This window comes from Arthrobacter sp. 05L45_2 (assembly GCF_056397525.1).
In genome coordinates this window covers 1-12,918 of sequence record NZ_JBFTNO010000117.1, presented here as the reverse complement: position 1 = coordinate 12,918, position 12,918 = coordinate 1, and the positions used below count along the sequence as shown (strand labels likewise).

The 12,918-nt window shown below is 68.7% G+C and carries 15 protein-coding genes; 8 read left to right on the top strand and 7 right to left on the bottom strand.

Features of this window, described 5'->3' with window-relative positions; genetic code table 11:
• Together AC1DHD_RS10345 and fabG are read right to left on the bottom strand one after the other, a co-directional pair.
• On the bottom strand, window positions 1-243 hold a 243-nt coding region (locus tag AC1DHD_RS10345; protein WP_476879630.1), incomplete at its 3' end, for an Hsp20/alpha crystallin family protein.
• A 113-nt stretch (window positions 244-356) separates the two neighbouring features.
• Window positions 357-1,082 (bottom strand): 3-oxoacyl-ACP reductase FabG, encoded by a 726-nt coding sequence (gene fabG / locus AC1DHD_RS10340; protein WP_476879629.1) that lies wholly within the window; start codon window positions 1,080-1,082, stop codon window positions 357-359.
• A 171-nt stretch (window positions 1,083-1,253) separates the two neighbouring features.
• Between fabG and AC1DHD_RS10335 the strand changes: the two genes are divergently transcribed.
• Genes AC1DHD_RS10335 through AC1DHD_RS10320 form a run of 4 tightly spaced genes read left to right on the top strand, consistent with a single transcriptional unit; the run spans window position 1,254 to window position 3,305 of the window.
• The gene (locus tag AC1DHD_RS10335; RefSeq protein ID WP_476879628.1) at window positions 1,254-1,688 is read left to right on the top strand and encodes a DUF3099 domain-containing protein; all 435 of its coding nucleotides are present in this window, start codon (window positions 1,254-1,256) and stop codon (window positions 1,686-1,688) included.
• Entirely contained in the window at window positions 1,685-1,939 is a 255-nt protein-coding gene (locus AC1DHD_RS10330; RefSeq protein ID WP_476879627.1) for a hypothetical protein, read from the top strand. Before AC1DHD_RS10335 ends, AC1DHD_RS10330 begins: the two co-directional genes overlap by 4 nt.
• Window positions 1,940-2,827, top strand: a complete 888-nt coding sequence (locus AC1DHD_RS10325; RefSeq protein ID WP_476879626.1) for an SURF1 family cytochrome oxidase biogenesis protein — start codon at window positions 1,940-1,942, stop codon at window positions 2,825-2,827.
• The gene (locus AC1DHD_RS10320) at window positions 2,811-3,305 is read left to right on the top strand and encodes a YbaK/EbsC family protein (RefSeq protein ID WP_476879625.1); all 495 of its coding nucleotides are present in this window, start codon (window positions 2,811-2,813) and stop codon (window positions 3,303-3,305) included. Before AC1DHD_RS10325 ends, AC1DHD_RS10320 begins: the two co-directional genes overlap by 17 nt.
• A gap of 108 nt (window positions 3,306-3,413) precedes the next feature.
• On the opposite strand, the gene AC1DHD_RS10315 is transcribed toward AC1DHD_RS10320, so the two are convergent.
• Window positions 3,414-5,012: an ABC-F family ATP-binding cassette domain-containing protein gene (locus AC1DHD_RS10315; protein ID WP_476879624.1), complete on the bottom strand. Its 1,599-nt coding sequence runs from the start codon at window positions 5,010-5,012 to the stop codon at window positions 3,414-3,416.
• 289 nt (window positions 5,013-5,301) lie between these two features.
• Between AC1DHD_RS10315 and AC1DHD_RS10310 the strand changes: the two genes are divergently transcribed.
• The 3 genes from AC1DHD_RS10310 to AC1DHD_RS10300 are packed head-to-tail and all read left to right on the top strand — an operon-like array spanning window position 5,302 to window position 7,510.
• Window positions 5,302-6,045 (top strand): biotin transporter BioY, encoded by a 744-nt coding sequence (locus tag AC1DHD_RS10310; RefSeq protein ID WP_476879623.1) that lies wholly within the window; start codon window positions 5,302-5,304, stop codon window positions 6,043-6,045.
• Complete coding sequence (locus AC1DHD_RS10305) at window positions 6,042-6,881, top strand: energy-coupling factor ABC transporter ATP-binding protein (protein ID WP_476879622.1); 840 nt, start codon at window positions 6,042-6,044, stop codon at window positions 6,879-6,881. The genes AC1DHD_RS10310 and AC1DHD_RS10305 overlap by 4 nt, the downstream gene beginning before the upstream one ends.
• Window positions 6,878-7,510: an energy-coupling factor transporter transmembrane component T family protein gene (locus AC1DHD_RS10300; RefSeq protein ID WP_476879621.1), complete on the top strand. Its 633-nt coding sequence runs from the start codon at window positions 6,878-6,880 to the stop codon at window positions 7,508-7,510. Before AC1DHD_RS10305 ends, AC1DHD_RS10300 begins: the two co-directional genes overlap by 4 nt.
• A gap of 516 nt (window positions 7,511-8,026) precedes the next feature.
• Here AC1DHD_RS10300 and AC1DHD_RS10295 read toward each other — a convergent pair.
• A complete protein-coding gene (locus AC1DHD_RS10295) occupies window positions 8,027-9,229 on the bottom strand; it encodes a thiolase family protein (protein ID WP_476879632.1) in 1,203 nt (400 codons plus the stop codon).
• Window positions 9,230-9,236: 7 nt separating this feature from the next.
• Complete coding sequence (locus tag AC1DHD_RS10290; protein ID WP_476879620.1) at window positions 9,237-10,676, bottom strand: class I adenylate-forming enzyme family protein; 1,440 nt, start codon at window positions 10,674-10,676, stop codon at window positions 9,237-9,239.
• 58 nt (window positions 10,677-10,734) lie between these two features.
• On the opposite strand from AC1DHD_RS10290, the gene ypfJ reads away from it, so the two are divergent.
• A complete protein-coding gene (gene ypfJ / locus AC1DHD_RS10285; protein ID WP_476879619.1) occupies window positions 10,735-11,619 on the top strand; it encodes a KPN_02809 family neutral zinc metallopeptidase in 885 nt (294 codons plus the stop codon).
• Window positions 11,620-11,770: 151 nt separating this feature from the next.
• Here ypfJ and AC1DHD_RS10280 read toward each other — a convergent pair whose 3' ends face one another.
• Together AC1DHD_RS10280 and sufC are read right to left on the bottom strand one after the other, a co-directional pair.
• Entirely contained in the window at window positions 11,771-12,103 is a 333-nt protein-coding gene (locus AC1DHD_RS10280; protein ID WP_138769377.1) for a metal-sulfur cluster assembly factor, read from the bottom strand.
• A gap of 13 nt (window positions 12,104-12,116) precedes the next feature.
• A complete protein-coding gene (gene sufC, locus AC1DHD_RS10275; protein ID WP_476879631.1) occupies window positions 12,117-12,914 on the bottom strand; it encodes a Fe-S cluster assembly ATPase SufC in 798 nt (265 codons plus the stop codon).
• Between the last annotated feature and the right edge of the window lie 4 nt (window positions 12,915-12,918).

The following is a 12,918-nucleotide window of genomic DNA, read 5'->3' as shown; positions in this document are numbered from 1 at the left end:
GTCCTTCTCCTTGTGCTCGGACCGTTCCTCGCGTTCGGCCTTGATATGCAGCATGCCGCCGCTGACCGAGACGTCGACGTCCTTGTCCGGATCGATTCCAGGGATTTCCGCCCGCACCACCAGGGTGCTGCCGTCCTGGAACTGTTCAACCTTGATACTCGACGCCATGGTGAGGTCGCCATCAAGGAAGCGGCGGACAGGCTCCAGCATGTCCGATGGTGCCCACTTGCTCAGATCAGCCATGATTCTCCTCCTGGGTGCACGCCCCTGCCGCGCGTGGTCCGGGGCTGTGGGTCCATTACACGCCTGCGGCAGGGCGCGCGCCAAGGGCCAAAGACCCGCAGTCGGACTGTCTGTTAGTGGCCCATCCCGAGTCCGCCATCCACCGGGATGACCGCGCCGGAAATGTAGGCGGCCTCGTCGCTCGCGACCCAGCGGACGACGTCGGCCACTTCCGAGGCCTCGGCAAAGCGGCCGGCGGGGACCTTGGAGAGGTAGTCCTTCTGCGTTGCTTCGGGCAGTTCGGCGGTCATATCCGTGTTGATGAAGCCGGGTGCGACGACGTTGGCGGTGATGCCCCGGCCGCCCAGTTCGCGGGTGAGGGACCGGGCGATGCCCACGAGGCCGGCCTTCGATGCGGAGTAGTTGATCTGGCCCGGGGCGCCGTAGAGGCCCGAGACCGAGGAAATCAGGACCACGCGGCCCTTGCGGGCCCGGATCATGCCTTTGGAGGCGCGCTTGATGACCCGGAAGGCGCCGGTGAGGTTCGTGTCCAGAACAGAGGTGAAGTCGTCTTCGCTCATCCGCATCAGGAGGGTGTCCTTGGTGATGCCGGCGTTGGCCACCAGCACTTCGACGGGACCGTGCGCCGCCTCGACTTCGGCGAAGGCTGCGTCCACCGAGGCTTCATCGGTGACGTCCGCCTTCACGCCGAGGATGCCGTCCGGAAGGGTGGCCTGGCTGCGGTAGGTGACGGCCACCTTGTCGCCGTTGGCGAGGAAGGATTCGGCGATGGCCAGTCCGATGCCGCGGTTGCCGCCGGTGATGAGGACGCTGCGGCCGGTGGTGGGTGCTTCAGTCATGGTGGGCTCCGGGATTCTGCGGCGCACGGGCACCGCGTTGGGTCGGCTGGATTTTCCTGCCTCCGATCTTAGCCTCCGGCCGGCACCTTCCCGCCCGGCCCGCCGGCGTTTGGGCGGCCCTGCCGATGGTGAGAGAATCGAAGTAAGCCTWKGGAGCGTGATCTGACAGCCGTGACAMWCAARAACCGACCCGGTGAACGGACGTCCGGGGAGGACTCCGGCGACACCGAGGTCCACAGCATTACGGACGCTGCCGCGGCCCACTCGGAAGAGATGCGCCAGCGGATGATCAAGTATGCCGTGGCCATGGGCATCCGTATGGTCTGCCTGGTCCTGGTGTTTGTGGTGGACGGCTGGTTCAAGATCCTGCCCGTGATCGGCGCCGTATTCCTGCCCTGGGTGGCGGTGGTGATTGCCAACGGCAGCGACCACGCCGAGGTGCACAGCGAGTCGCTGCTGGACTACGTGCCCATGGGCGAGCTGGACGCGCCCGGCCCCACGGAAACACCCGGGCAAGGGCCAGCCCCGGCGGACGATGTCCCCGGCACCCTGTTGCAGGGTGAACTGATTGACGACGACGAGGACCACGGACGGGCTGCATCATGAATATCTTTGACCTCGCGGGAGCCGCAGCCGAGCCTGCCGAAGCGACCTGTTCCCGCAAGGCCTGCCGCGCTAACGCCGAATGGCAACTGTTGTGGAACAACCCCAAGATCCACACCCCCGAGCGGCGCAAGATCTGGCTCGCGTGTCCGGATCACCGCGGGTGGCTGGAGGACTACCTGCAGACCCGGGGGCTGTGGAAGGCCACCGTTCCGCTGGACGACGCGGCCGATGCCGCGGGCAAGGCCTGCTGAATGTACCGCTTCCTCTTTTCCAGCAAATGGCTGGGCTATCTCCTGCTGGCCGCGATCTTCGCCACCGCCTGCGTCTTCCTCGGCCGCTGGCAGATGGACCGCCGGGCGGAGACGCTTGCCGAGATCAACCGGGTGGTTTCGAACTATTCGGCCACCCCGATTCCCTTCGCCGCGGCGCGCCAGGAGTTTATCAGCATGGACGCGGAGCGCGAATGGACGCAGGTGGAACTCCACGGCCGCTACGACGAAGCAGGCCAGCGGATTGTCCGCAACAGGCCGCTCAACGGTCAGCCGGGCTACGAAGTGGTGGTGCCGTTCAGGCTCGTCTCCGGAGAGACGGTGGTGATTGACCGGGGGTGGCTTCCGATCGGAAACAAGACCCCCGGCAGCCCGGACTCTGTACCGGCCCCGCCGTCCGGGGATGTGACGGTGGTGGCGCGGCTGAAGCCCGCCGAACCGGCCCTGCAGCGCGGCGCCCCCGAGGGCCAGTTGGCATCCATCGACCTGACCGCCTATTCCARACAGCTTGGGTATCCCCTGCTCACCGGCGCGTACGGCCAGCTGGCCTCCGAGACGCCCCCGGTCGCGGACATGCCGGTCCCCTTCCTCAAACCCTCCACCGACGAGGGGACGCACCTGTCCTACTCGCTCCAGTGGTTTGCCTTTGGCGTCCTGATGTTCATCGGCTTTGGTTACGCCGCCCGCCAGCAGGCACGCAACGCCGCGATCGACGCGGAGGACGCCGAGGCCCAGGCGGCCCAGGCGGAGGAGGGCGTGTACGTGCATGCCAGCCGGCCGGGGCCCCGCCGTCGTCCGGCACCGCGGAAGGGAAGGAACCCCACGGCCGAGGAAGAGGAAGACGCCATCCTCGATGCCCAGGGATTCTGAGGTCCACGCCATGGATGACGACGCCGTCGCCAACGTCCGGCGGGCCCTTGTCGCAGCAGGTTCAACTGACACCGTGGCGGTGTTCGACACCGCAGTTCCCACCGCCGCCGCCGCGGCCGCCACCCTGGGCTGTGATGTCGCGGCGATCACCAACAGCCTCGTCTTCGACCTGGACGGCGCTCCCCTGCTGATTCTGGCCAGCGGCGCGGCGAAAGTGGACGTCCGGATGGTGGCCGACCGCCTGGGCTGCGGCAAGATTCGCCGGGCGGACCCGGAATTCGTCCTGCGCCACACGGGCCAGCACGTCGGCGGCGTCGCCCCGCTCGGCCACCCGCAACCCATCAGGACACTGCTGGACGAATCCCTGGCGGAGCACCCCCTCCTCTGGGCAGGAGCCGGTGACCACAACTCGATGTTCTCGATCACCTACAAAGAACTCCACCGCATCACAGCAGCAGAGGAACTCCAGGTCCGCTAAGCGTGCGTCTAAGCGAGGAACGAGCGAGCACGCGGCAAATCACCCGCGCGAGCCGCGGACCGGTGGGGCTGCAGGCCCGCACGGCTCGGCCTACGCCTACGCCTAGGCCTAGGCGAGCGTAATCAAGTCCAGGTAGTCCGCGTTCCACAGGTCTTCGACGCCGTCGGGCAACAGCACAACGCGCTCCGGGTTCAGCGCTTCTACGGCCCCCTCGTCGTGGCTCACCAGGACGACAGCCCCGGTGTAGTTGCGCAGCGCGCCGAGGATTTCGGAGCGGCTGGCGGGGTCGAGGTTGTTGGTGGGCTCATCGAGGAGCAGCACGTTCGCGCTCGAGGCAACGATGGTGGCCAGTGCCAGCCTGGTCTTCTCGCCGCCGGAGAGCACGCCCGCCGGCTTGTCGACGTCGTCCCCGGAGAACAGGAACGAGCCCAGGATGCCGCGGACCTCGGAGTCGTTCATGTCCGGGGCGGCTGAACGCATGTTCTGCAGCACGGTGCGGTCGACGTCGAGCGTCTCATGCTCCTGTGCGTAGTAGCCGACCTTCAGCCCGTGGCCCGGGATGACCTCGCCGGTGTCCGGTTTGTCCACGCCGGCCAGCATCCGCAGCAGCGTGGTCTTGCCGGCGCCGTTGAGGCCCAGGATGACCACCTTGGAGCCGCGGTCGATCGCGAGGTCCACGTCGGTGAAGATTTCCAGTGACCCGTAGGACTTGCTGAGGCCGTCCGCCGTGAGCGGGGTCTTGCCGCAGGGCGACGGGTCCGGGAAGCGCAGGGCTGCCACGCGGTCGTTCTCGCGGACCGCTTCGAGGCCGCCSAGCAGACGCTCGGCGCGCTTGGCCATGTTCTGCGCGGCGACCGCCTTGGTGGCCTTGGCGCGCATCTTGTTRGCCTGGTCCATAAGGACCTGGGCCTTCTTTTCCGCGTTGGCGCGTTCGCGTTTGCGGGCGCGTTCGTCCGTCTCGCGCTGGGTGAGGTAGCGCTTCCARYCCATGTTGTAGAAGTCGATCTGCGCSCGGTTGGCGTCCAGCAGGAAGACCTTGTTGACCGTGGCCTCGAGCAGCTCGGTGTCGTGGCTGATGACGATCAGGCCGCCCTGGTGGTTCTTGAGGAACTCACGGAGCCAGGCGATGGAATCGGCGTCGAGGTGGTTCGTGGGCTCATCCAGCAGCATCGTCTCGGCGTCGGAGTACAGGATCCGGGCCAGCTCCACACGGCGGCGCTGGCCGCCCGAGAGGGTCTTGAGCGGCTGGTTCAGCAGGCGGTCCGGCAGCGCGAGGTTGGAGCAGATCGCCGCCGCCTCGGCCTCGGCAGCGTAGCCGCCGGCGGCGAGGAATTCAGATTCCAGGCGGTCGTAGCGGTTCATGGCCTTGCGCTGGATGGTGGCGTCCTCGCTGGCCATTTCCTCATGCGCGATGCGGAGCTTGCCGACGGCGATGTCGAGGCCGCGGGCCGAAAGGATCCGGTCCCGGGCGAGCTGCTCCATGTCAGGGGTGCGCGGGTCCTGCGGCAGGTAGCCGATCTCGCCGCTGCGCGTGACCTTGCCGGCGGCGGGCAGCCCCTCGCCTGCCAGCACACGGGTCAAAGTGGTCTTGCCTGCACCGTTACGGCCGACAAGGCCGATTTTGTCCCCCTTGTCGATCCGGAAGCTCACCGAGTCCATCAGCAGACGGGCGCCGGCGCGCAGTTCGAGGTCCTGGACGGTAATCAATGCAGGTAAGGCCTTTCACAACAGGGGACGCCGCGGCACGACGGATGGAGTCTGGACGGGGCCGGGGCAGTATGGCCGAGAGGACGGCCTCTGCCAGTCTACCGGCAGGTACTCCGGCGGGTGACATCGGGAAGTGCTGTGCACAACGGCGGGAGCTACCGTCCGGTTTGGCGGGGTTGTCCAGCCGGAGCGGCCCCGCTTAGTGGAGGGCCTACAAAATGGCGTGTGCGCCGCCGCCGTATCGTCGAAAGTGAGCTTCCCCACCACCGACCACCCGACAGGAACCAGCATGAGCAACACCGACAACGCCGTCAGCGGCACCACTGCGGGCAACACGACTGCCTCCCCGGCCGGCACCCGCCAGCCCCGGCGCCGCTGGGACACCACCGACCTTGCCCTCATCGCCGTCTTCGCCGCGATCATCGCGGCATTCGCGCTGATCGCGGCCATCCCGGTGGGCGGTTTCGGGGTTCCCATCACACTGCAGACGCTCGCGGTGATGCTGACCGGGCTCGCGCTGGGCGCCGGCCGCGCCTTCGCCGCCGTCGGACTTTATCTTCTCCTCGGCTTCGCCGGGCTGCCGATCTTCAGCGGCGGCCGCGGTGGGCTGGGTGTCCTGGCCGGCCCCTCGGCGGGCTACATCTTCGGCTTCCTGCTGGCGGCCACGGCGGTAGGCGCCTTGACCGCCGTCGTACTGCGCCGCACCGCGGGGCGCTCCTCGAAGGTGCGGGGGCTCCTGCTTTTCGGCGCCGCCATGGTGAGCAGCATTGTCTTCATCCACGGCCTGGGGGTCCTGGGCATGATGGTCAACGCCAAGCTCAGCTTCCCGGCGGCCTTCGTCGCCGACCTCGCGTTCTACCCGGGCGACATCATCAAGAACATCCTCGCCGTGACGGTGGCCCTGGCGCTGCACAAGGCGTTCCCGGACCTGCTGCTCCGCCGCGTGGGCCAGGGTCGTTCCGCGGGCCGGGCTCTTCCCGCGGGCCGGGCCGCTCAGGCCGACGGGGCAGCCGGGGCAGCTGTCCGGCCGTGAGCATCGTCCTAGACCGGGCCGGAGTCCGGGTGGTTGTTGACGGCCGCCCGGAGCCCAGGACCCTGCTCGAACCGGTCTCGCTCACGCTGGCGGAGCGGCGCATCGGCGTCATCGGCGCGAACGGGTCCGGCAAGTCCACCCTGCTGCGGATGCTCAACGGCCTCGTCGCCCCGACGTCCGGGACGGTGGCGGTGGCGGGCGCCGATACCGTCCGGGACGTCCGCGCCGTGCGCCGCAGGGTGGGCTTTGTGTTCACCGATCCCCTGTCGCAGCTGGTCATGCCGACCGGCCGTGAGGACGTCGAATTGTCGCTGCGCCGCTCGGTGCGGAACGCCGTCGAGCGCCGTGCCCTCGCCGAAGCCTGCCTCGACCGCTTCGCGTTGCTGGGGCTCGCCGACCAGAGCGTCTACGATCTTTCGGGCGGTGAAAGGCAGCTCGTAGCCCTGGCGGCGGTGCTGGCTGTGGACCCGGAAATCCTGGTGCTGGACGAACCGTCAACGCTCCTGGATCTCCGAAACCGGGAACTGTTGCGCCGGACGCTGGCGGGTCTCGACCAGCAAATCATTCTGTCCACGCACGACCTTGACCTTGCCCTCGACCTGGACAGGGTGCTGGTGGTCGACGCCGGCAGGGTCGTGTTCGACGGCGGTGCCGCCGACGCCGTCGCGCACTACCGGGCGCTGTGCGCGGTGGAGTCGGAACGCGTCGGCGGGGGCGTTGGCGGGGCCGGAGGTTTCGCAGGGGCCAGCGGGGCCGGGGCCGTAGGCCTCGCCGGGGGCGGGGGCGGGGGCCGCGGGGATGCGGCCGTGCGCCGCCGGGACGGCGACCGGCCGTGAGAGGCCACGGATTCCTGCTGGCCACTTTTGTGCCGGGGTCCTCTCTGGTCCATCGGGCGCCGCTGTGGCTGAAGTTTCCGTTGGTCGTGGCGTGCGGGATGGGCTCGTTCCTGATCGCCGATTGGGCCGCTGCCGCCGTGGGACTGGCCGTGCTGTGCGGGGTGTATCTGTTGAGCGGGGCCGGCCCTGGCCGATTGCTGCGTGCTGTCCGGCCGGTCCTGCCGGTGCTGGCCGTGGTCGGTGCTTTCCAGTGGTGGCAGCTCGGCGGTCCCGTGGCCGCCAAGATCGTGCTGAACGTCCTTGTCTGCGTGGTGGCCGCCGCAATTCTGACCGCCACGACGCCTGTGCAGACGCTCCTGGACGGCGTCGCGTCACTGGCACGCCCGTTCCGGCGGCTCGGCGCGGATCCGGAGCGGTTTGCCCTGACCATCGCGGTGATGTTGCGCAGCATCCCGTTCATCGCGGGCGCGTATGCCGATGTCCGCGATTCCGCCCGCGCCCGTGGCCTGGAGCGGAATCCGCGCGCCCTGGTGCTGCCGGTGTTCATCACGACAGTGGCCTTCGCCCGACAGACCGGCGACGCCCTGGCTGCGCGAGGCCTGGGCGAAACGGAAGACCACGACGCCTGACGGGTTTGTGGCCCTGCCCGGATGGACATGTCCGTCTGGTGCCTGCCCGGATGGACATGCTCATTCGTGGCCTCGGACAGTGGACATATTTGCACTATGTCCAACCCTCAAGACCAGGAATGGACATGCCCGTTGGTGCACCACGCAAGCCGACGGTCCACGGAGACGGCGGATGAGCATGTCCATCAGCGGGCTCAGGCAGTGGACATGTCCGCGCCTCGCTGGCGGCACCGGACATGTCCTTCCCAGTAAGCCACCGGCCTCCGGCTCCCGACTGCGCGCCGATGAGCATGTCCGCCCCTGGCATCAGCAAATGGACATGTCCAACCTTCAGTCCTACGGATGGACATGTCCGTTGCTGCACTGTCCAAGCCAGCCCTCGGAGCTACTCCGGATGAGCATGTCCACTCGCTGCGCCAGCCAGTGGACATATCGGCATTATGTCCAACGCTCAAGCCCAGGAATGGGCATGTCCATCTCTGGCGCCCGCGGATGGGCATGTCCGCCAGGAGGCAGCTACCTCAGCGCCCGGTATTCGAACAGCGCCGCGGTCCCCATCCCGCCGGCGATGCTGATCATGGCCAGGGCGAGGGTACCGTCCTGGGGTTTCCGGCGGGCCTGAGCCAGCAGCCGGGTGACGAGCACCGCACCGGATGCACCGTAGGCATGGCCCAGGGCGAGAGCTCCGCCGTCGAGGTTGGCCCGCTCCGGATCGATGCCGAGCCGGTCCAGGCACGCCAGTGTCTGGGAGGCGAAGGCCTCGTTGAATTCGATGAGGCCGAGGTCACCGGGGGCCACCCCGGAAGTGCCGAGGAGGCGCTCCGCGGCGGCAGCCGCGCCCATCCCGAGCAGTTCCGGGTCCACCCCGGCCGTGTCCGTCCCGAGCACCAGCAACCCGTCGCGGGCGCCGAGTTCCCTGGCCCGCGCCAGGGACGTGACGACGACGGCGRCAGCCGCATCAGCGTCGAAGCAGGAGTTGCCGGCCGTGACCGTTCCGCCGGGGACGAAGGCGGGACCGAACCGGGCCAGCACACCCGGGGTAAGGGAGGATCGGGGGCCGTCGTCGGTGACCACCGGTCCCGCGGGCCCCGGCAGGGCCACGATCTCGGCGTCGAAGGCGCCGGACGCCGCGGCGTCGAGGGCACGCCGGTGGCTGCGCAGGGCAAAGTCATCCTGCCGCTGCCGGGAAATACCGCATCGGGCCGCAACGTTCTCCGCCGCGGCCCCCATGTCCGGATCACCGAAACGCTCCGGGACGAACTGTGCGCGGCTGAAGAACTGCGGTCCGGCATCGGCGTCCGGACGGGCACGCAGCGGCGCGGTGCTGATGCTCTCCACACCGCCGGCGAGGTACACGTTGGCTCCCGGCCCGCCCGCAGCGACGAGCCGGGAGGCCAACACCACCGCGTCCAGGCCGGACCCGCACTGCCGGTCGACGGTGAGTCCGGGCACGTCGATGCCCAGTCCGGCTTCGAGGGCCGCGAGCCGGGCCACATTGCCGCCGCCGCCCACCGCGTTGCCGATCACGACGTCGGCCACCAGGTCCGGCGGCACCCCGCCGCCGGCCATCAGGCCGGCCAGGACCGGTGCCAGCAGTTCGTGGGCCTGCAGGGATTTCAGGGCGCCGTGGGCGCGCCGCACCGGGGTCCGCAGCGCGGCAATGATGACGGGCTGCCGGTCATCCGGCAGCAGCCGGGCGCGCGCCGGGGCCGGGGTCACCGGGTCCTCAGCCAAGGCGCCGGACCCGCGGGTCGTTGCCAAGGATCCATTCGAGGAGGAGCGGCCGGCTGGGCTTGCCCCGGTCCGTGACGGGCAGATCGGTGAGCAGGTAGTAGTCCAGGGGTCGTTTGTTCCGGGCCAGGATGTGCTCGAGGCCGGATTTGAGCAGGGTTGCCGTGAGCCCGCCGTGCGAGGGCAGTACGGCCGCCACCACGCGCTGGCCGCGGAGATCGTCGGCCTGACCTGCGGCAATAGCGGCGGCCACCCCCGGCACGGAGGCGAGGGCAAGTTCCACTTCATGCGGGTACACGTTCGTGCCGGCAGTGACGATCATGTCCGAGCGGCGGCCCAGCAGATGCAGGACGCCGTCAGAGAGGTAGCCCTGGTCCCCCACGGTGTACCAGCCGTCGAAGCACTGCAGCGCCTCGCCGTCGTCCCCCCAGAGGTAGCCGTCGCTGACGAGGCCGCTGCGGACGCAGACGTTGCCCGGCTGCCCGTCCGGAACCGGGGAGCCGGCGGCGTCAAGGATCCTGACGGCGACGCCGGGGAACGGGGCGCCGATGCCGGTCCCGCCGGCCGCGGGTACTTCGCCGGGCGGCAGTCCGGCGCCGGCGACGAAGCTGAGTTCCGCGGCGCCGTAGTACTCGAAAATTGTGGCGTTCGGTGCCCAGCGCCGCGCGGCCTCCAGGGTCCGCGCGTCGAGCTTGGAGCCGGCGCAGATGATGCTCCGCAGTCCGGAGCCGTCCACTCCCCCGGCCAGGCCGCGTTCGCTGAGCAGCCGCAGCATGGTGGGCACCAGGACCAGTCGGGTGATGCCGTCGTGGCTGACCGCGGCGTGCGCGTCGCCGACATCGAACTCCGCCAGGGTGTGGAACTCGGAACCCGCGTACAGGCATTCGGCGAGGGCGTAGAGGTTCAGGCTGGCCGCCAGCGGCCCCGGCGCCAGGGTTTTATCGCCGGTCCGCAGGCCAAAGAACTCCACGGAAGACTCGAAGGAGCGCCGCCAGGACTGCCGCGACCGGCTGAACGCCTTGGGCAGCGCAGTGGTGCCGGAGGTCAGTCCGATCAGGAACGGCGACGCCGCCGGGCCGTCCGCCAGCTCACTGCCCAGCTCACTGCCCGGCGCGACGCCCGGCGCGCTGCCCACCTCGCCGCCCCCGGCCGGGCAGGTTTCGGCGATCCGTCCGGTCAGGGCGTCCAGGAGCGGCCCGGGCCAGGTTGGATCCAGGACGGCGCAGCGGCGGCTTCCCGCTACGGCCGCCGCGAAGGAGACCGCGAAACCGGTGGAGTTCGGCTCGGCCAGCACCGTCACCGCCGGTGTGTCGGCAACAAGAGCGGCCGCGGCATCCCGCAGCCCGGACCAGCTCAGGCGCTGACCGGCCACGACGACGGCGGTGGCGTCGGGGCGGTCGTCGGCCCAGCGCTGGAGTCTGTCGAGAAAAGGCATCGGACCAACTTTACCGGGCAGCGACGTATCGGCGGGCGGCAGGGGATATTGTGACAGCATGAGCTTCAATGACAACGTCCAGCTGGACCCGTCCCAGGTCCAGAGCCGCGGCGGCATGGGTCGCGGCACCAAAATCGGCGGCGGGATCGGCGGCGGAATTGTGCTGCTCCTGGCAGCCCTCTTCGGCATCAACCCCAGCCTCCTCGAGGGCCTGACCGGCACCACCCAGGACCAGACCCAAAGCCAGGCAACGGCTCCGGCGTGCAAGACCGGCGCCGACGCCGACGCCCGCCTGGAGTGCCGGATCGTGGGTACGGTGAACAGCCTCAACGCGTTCTGGCCGGAGTATTTGGCGAAGTACAACAAGAAGTACCCGCAGCCGGAAACCGTCCTGTTCCGGGGCGGCACCAACACCGGGTGCGGCGCGGCGACCTCCGAGGTGGGCCCGTTCTACTGCCCCGCGGACCAGACGGCCTACTTCGATCCGGGTTTCTTCCAGGAACTGGTGGACCGGTTCGGGTCCTCGGGCGGGCCGCTGGCGCAGGAGTACGTCGTGGCGCATGAGTTCGGCCACCACATCCAGAACCTGCTCGGCACCATCGACCGGGCCCAGCAGGATCCGCAGGGTCCGCAGTCCGGTGCTGTGCGGGTTGAGCTGCAGGCCGACTGCTACGCCGGCCTGTGGGTTCGGTACGCCACCACCACCAAGGATCCCAAGTCCGGCCAGCCGTTCCTGGAGCCGTTGAAGACGCAGGACCTGCAGGACGCCCTGTCAGCGGCGTCCTCCGTGGGCGATGACCGGATCCAGAAGGCCGCCACCGGGCGGGTTTCCCCGGAGTCCTGGACCCATGGCTCCAGCGCCCAGCGGCAGAAGTGGTTCTACCAGGGCTACAAGACCGGTGACATCAACCAGTGCGACACGTTCAGGGCCGCCACCCCGTAGCCCCAAATCCATCGACTGCTCCGAAACGGCCGTGATGGGCCGCCAAAAGGGCCGTTGCGGAGCAACCGATAGAACGACGACGGCGGGCCCGCCTCCTGGAGGTGGGCCCGCCGTCGTCGTTCCTGCGGGTGCCGCGTGGGCGGCCGGGGATCTAGATGTTGAAGCCGAGGGCCCGCATCTGGTCGCGGCCGTCCTCGGTGATCCGTTCCGGACCCCATGGCGGCATCCATACCCAGTTCAGGCGCCAGTCGTCGACGATTCCGTCGAGGGCCTTGCCGACCTGCTCCTCGATCACATCGGTGAGCGGGCAGGCAGCGGTGGTCAGGGTCATGTCGATCAGGAGGGCGCCGTCGTCGTCTGAATACTTCAGGCCGTACAGCAGGCCAAGGTCAACAATGTTCACACCCAGTTCAGGGTCGATCACATCCTTGAGTGCCTCTTCGACATCCTCGAGGCCCGTGCGGGCCATATTGATTTCGGTCATGGCGTAGTCCTAACTAAGCCTGTGCTGCGGCGTCGGCGGCAGCGATGGTGGCGGCTCCGGCGCCCTGGACGTAGCGGTCGTAGCCTTCTTCTTCGAGGCGGTCGGCAAGCTCCGGGCCGCCTTCTTCAACAACCTTGCCGTCAACGAACACGTGCACGAACTCCGGCTTGATGTAGCGCAGGATCYGGGTGTAGTGCGTGATGAGCAGGGTGCCCATGTTGCCTCCGGAGTGGGCGCGGTTGACGCCCTCGGAGACGACCTTCAGCGCGTCGACGTCGAGGCCGGAGTCGGTCTCGTCGAGGATGGCGAACTTCGGCTTGAAGAGTTCGAGCTGGAGGATCTCCACGCGCTTCTTCTCGCCGCCGGAGAAGCCTTCGTTGACGTTGCGCTGGGTGAAGTCGGCGTCGATGCGCAGCTGGRCCATGGCAGCCTTGACGTCCTTGGTCCAGTTACGCAGCTTCGGGGCCTCGCCGTCGATGGCGGTCTTGGCGGTGCGCAGGAAGTTGGTCATGCTCACGCCCGGGACCTCCACCGGGTACTGCATGGCCAGGAAGAGGCCGGCGCGGGCACGCTCGTCCACGCTCATCGCGAGGACGTCTTCGCCGTCGAGCGTGATGGTGCCGCTCGTGACGTTGTAGCGCGGGTGGCCTGCGATGGTCGAAGCCAGGGTGGACTTGCCGGAGCCGTTCGGTCCCATGATGGCGTGGGTCTGGCCGGTCTTGATGGTCAGGCTGACGCCCTTCAGGATTTCCTTGGTGCCCTGCTCGGTGTCAATGCTGACGTGCAGGTCCTTGATCTCAAGAGTAGACATATGT

Coding starts and splice junctions, on each gene's coding strand:
- AC1DHD_RS10290 (WP_476879620.1), bottom strand. CDS start 10,676: ATGCCTTTTCTCGACAGACTCCAGCGCTGGGCCGACGACCGCCCCGAC.
- AC1DHD_RS10330 (WP_476879627.1), top strand. CDS start 1,685: ATGAATATCTTTGACCTCGCGGGAGCCGCAGCCGAGCCTGCCGAAGCG.
- AC1DHD_RS10280 (WP_138769377.1), bottom strand. CDS start 12,103: ATGACCGAAATCAATATGGCCCGCACGGGCCTCGAGGATGTCGAAGAG.
- AC1DHD_RS10310 (WP_476879623.1), top strand. CDS start 5,302: ATGAGCAACACCGACAACGCCGTCAGCGGCACCACTGCGGGCAACACG.
- fabG (WP_476879629.1), bottom strand. CDS start 1,082: ATGACTGAAGCACCCACCACCGGCCGCAGCGTCCTCATCACCGGCGGC.
- ypfJ (WP_476879619.1), top strand. CDS start 10,735: ATGAGCTTCAATGACAACGTCCAGCTGGACCCGTCCCAGGTCCAGAGC.
- AC1DHD_RS10320 (WP_476879625.1), top strand. CDS start 2,811: ATGCCCAGGGATTCTGAGGTCCACGCCATGGATGACGACGCCGTCGCC.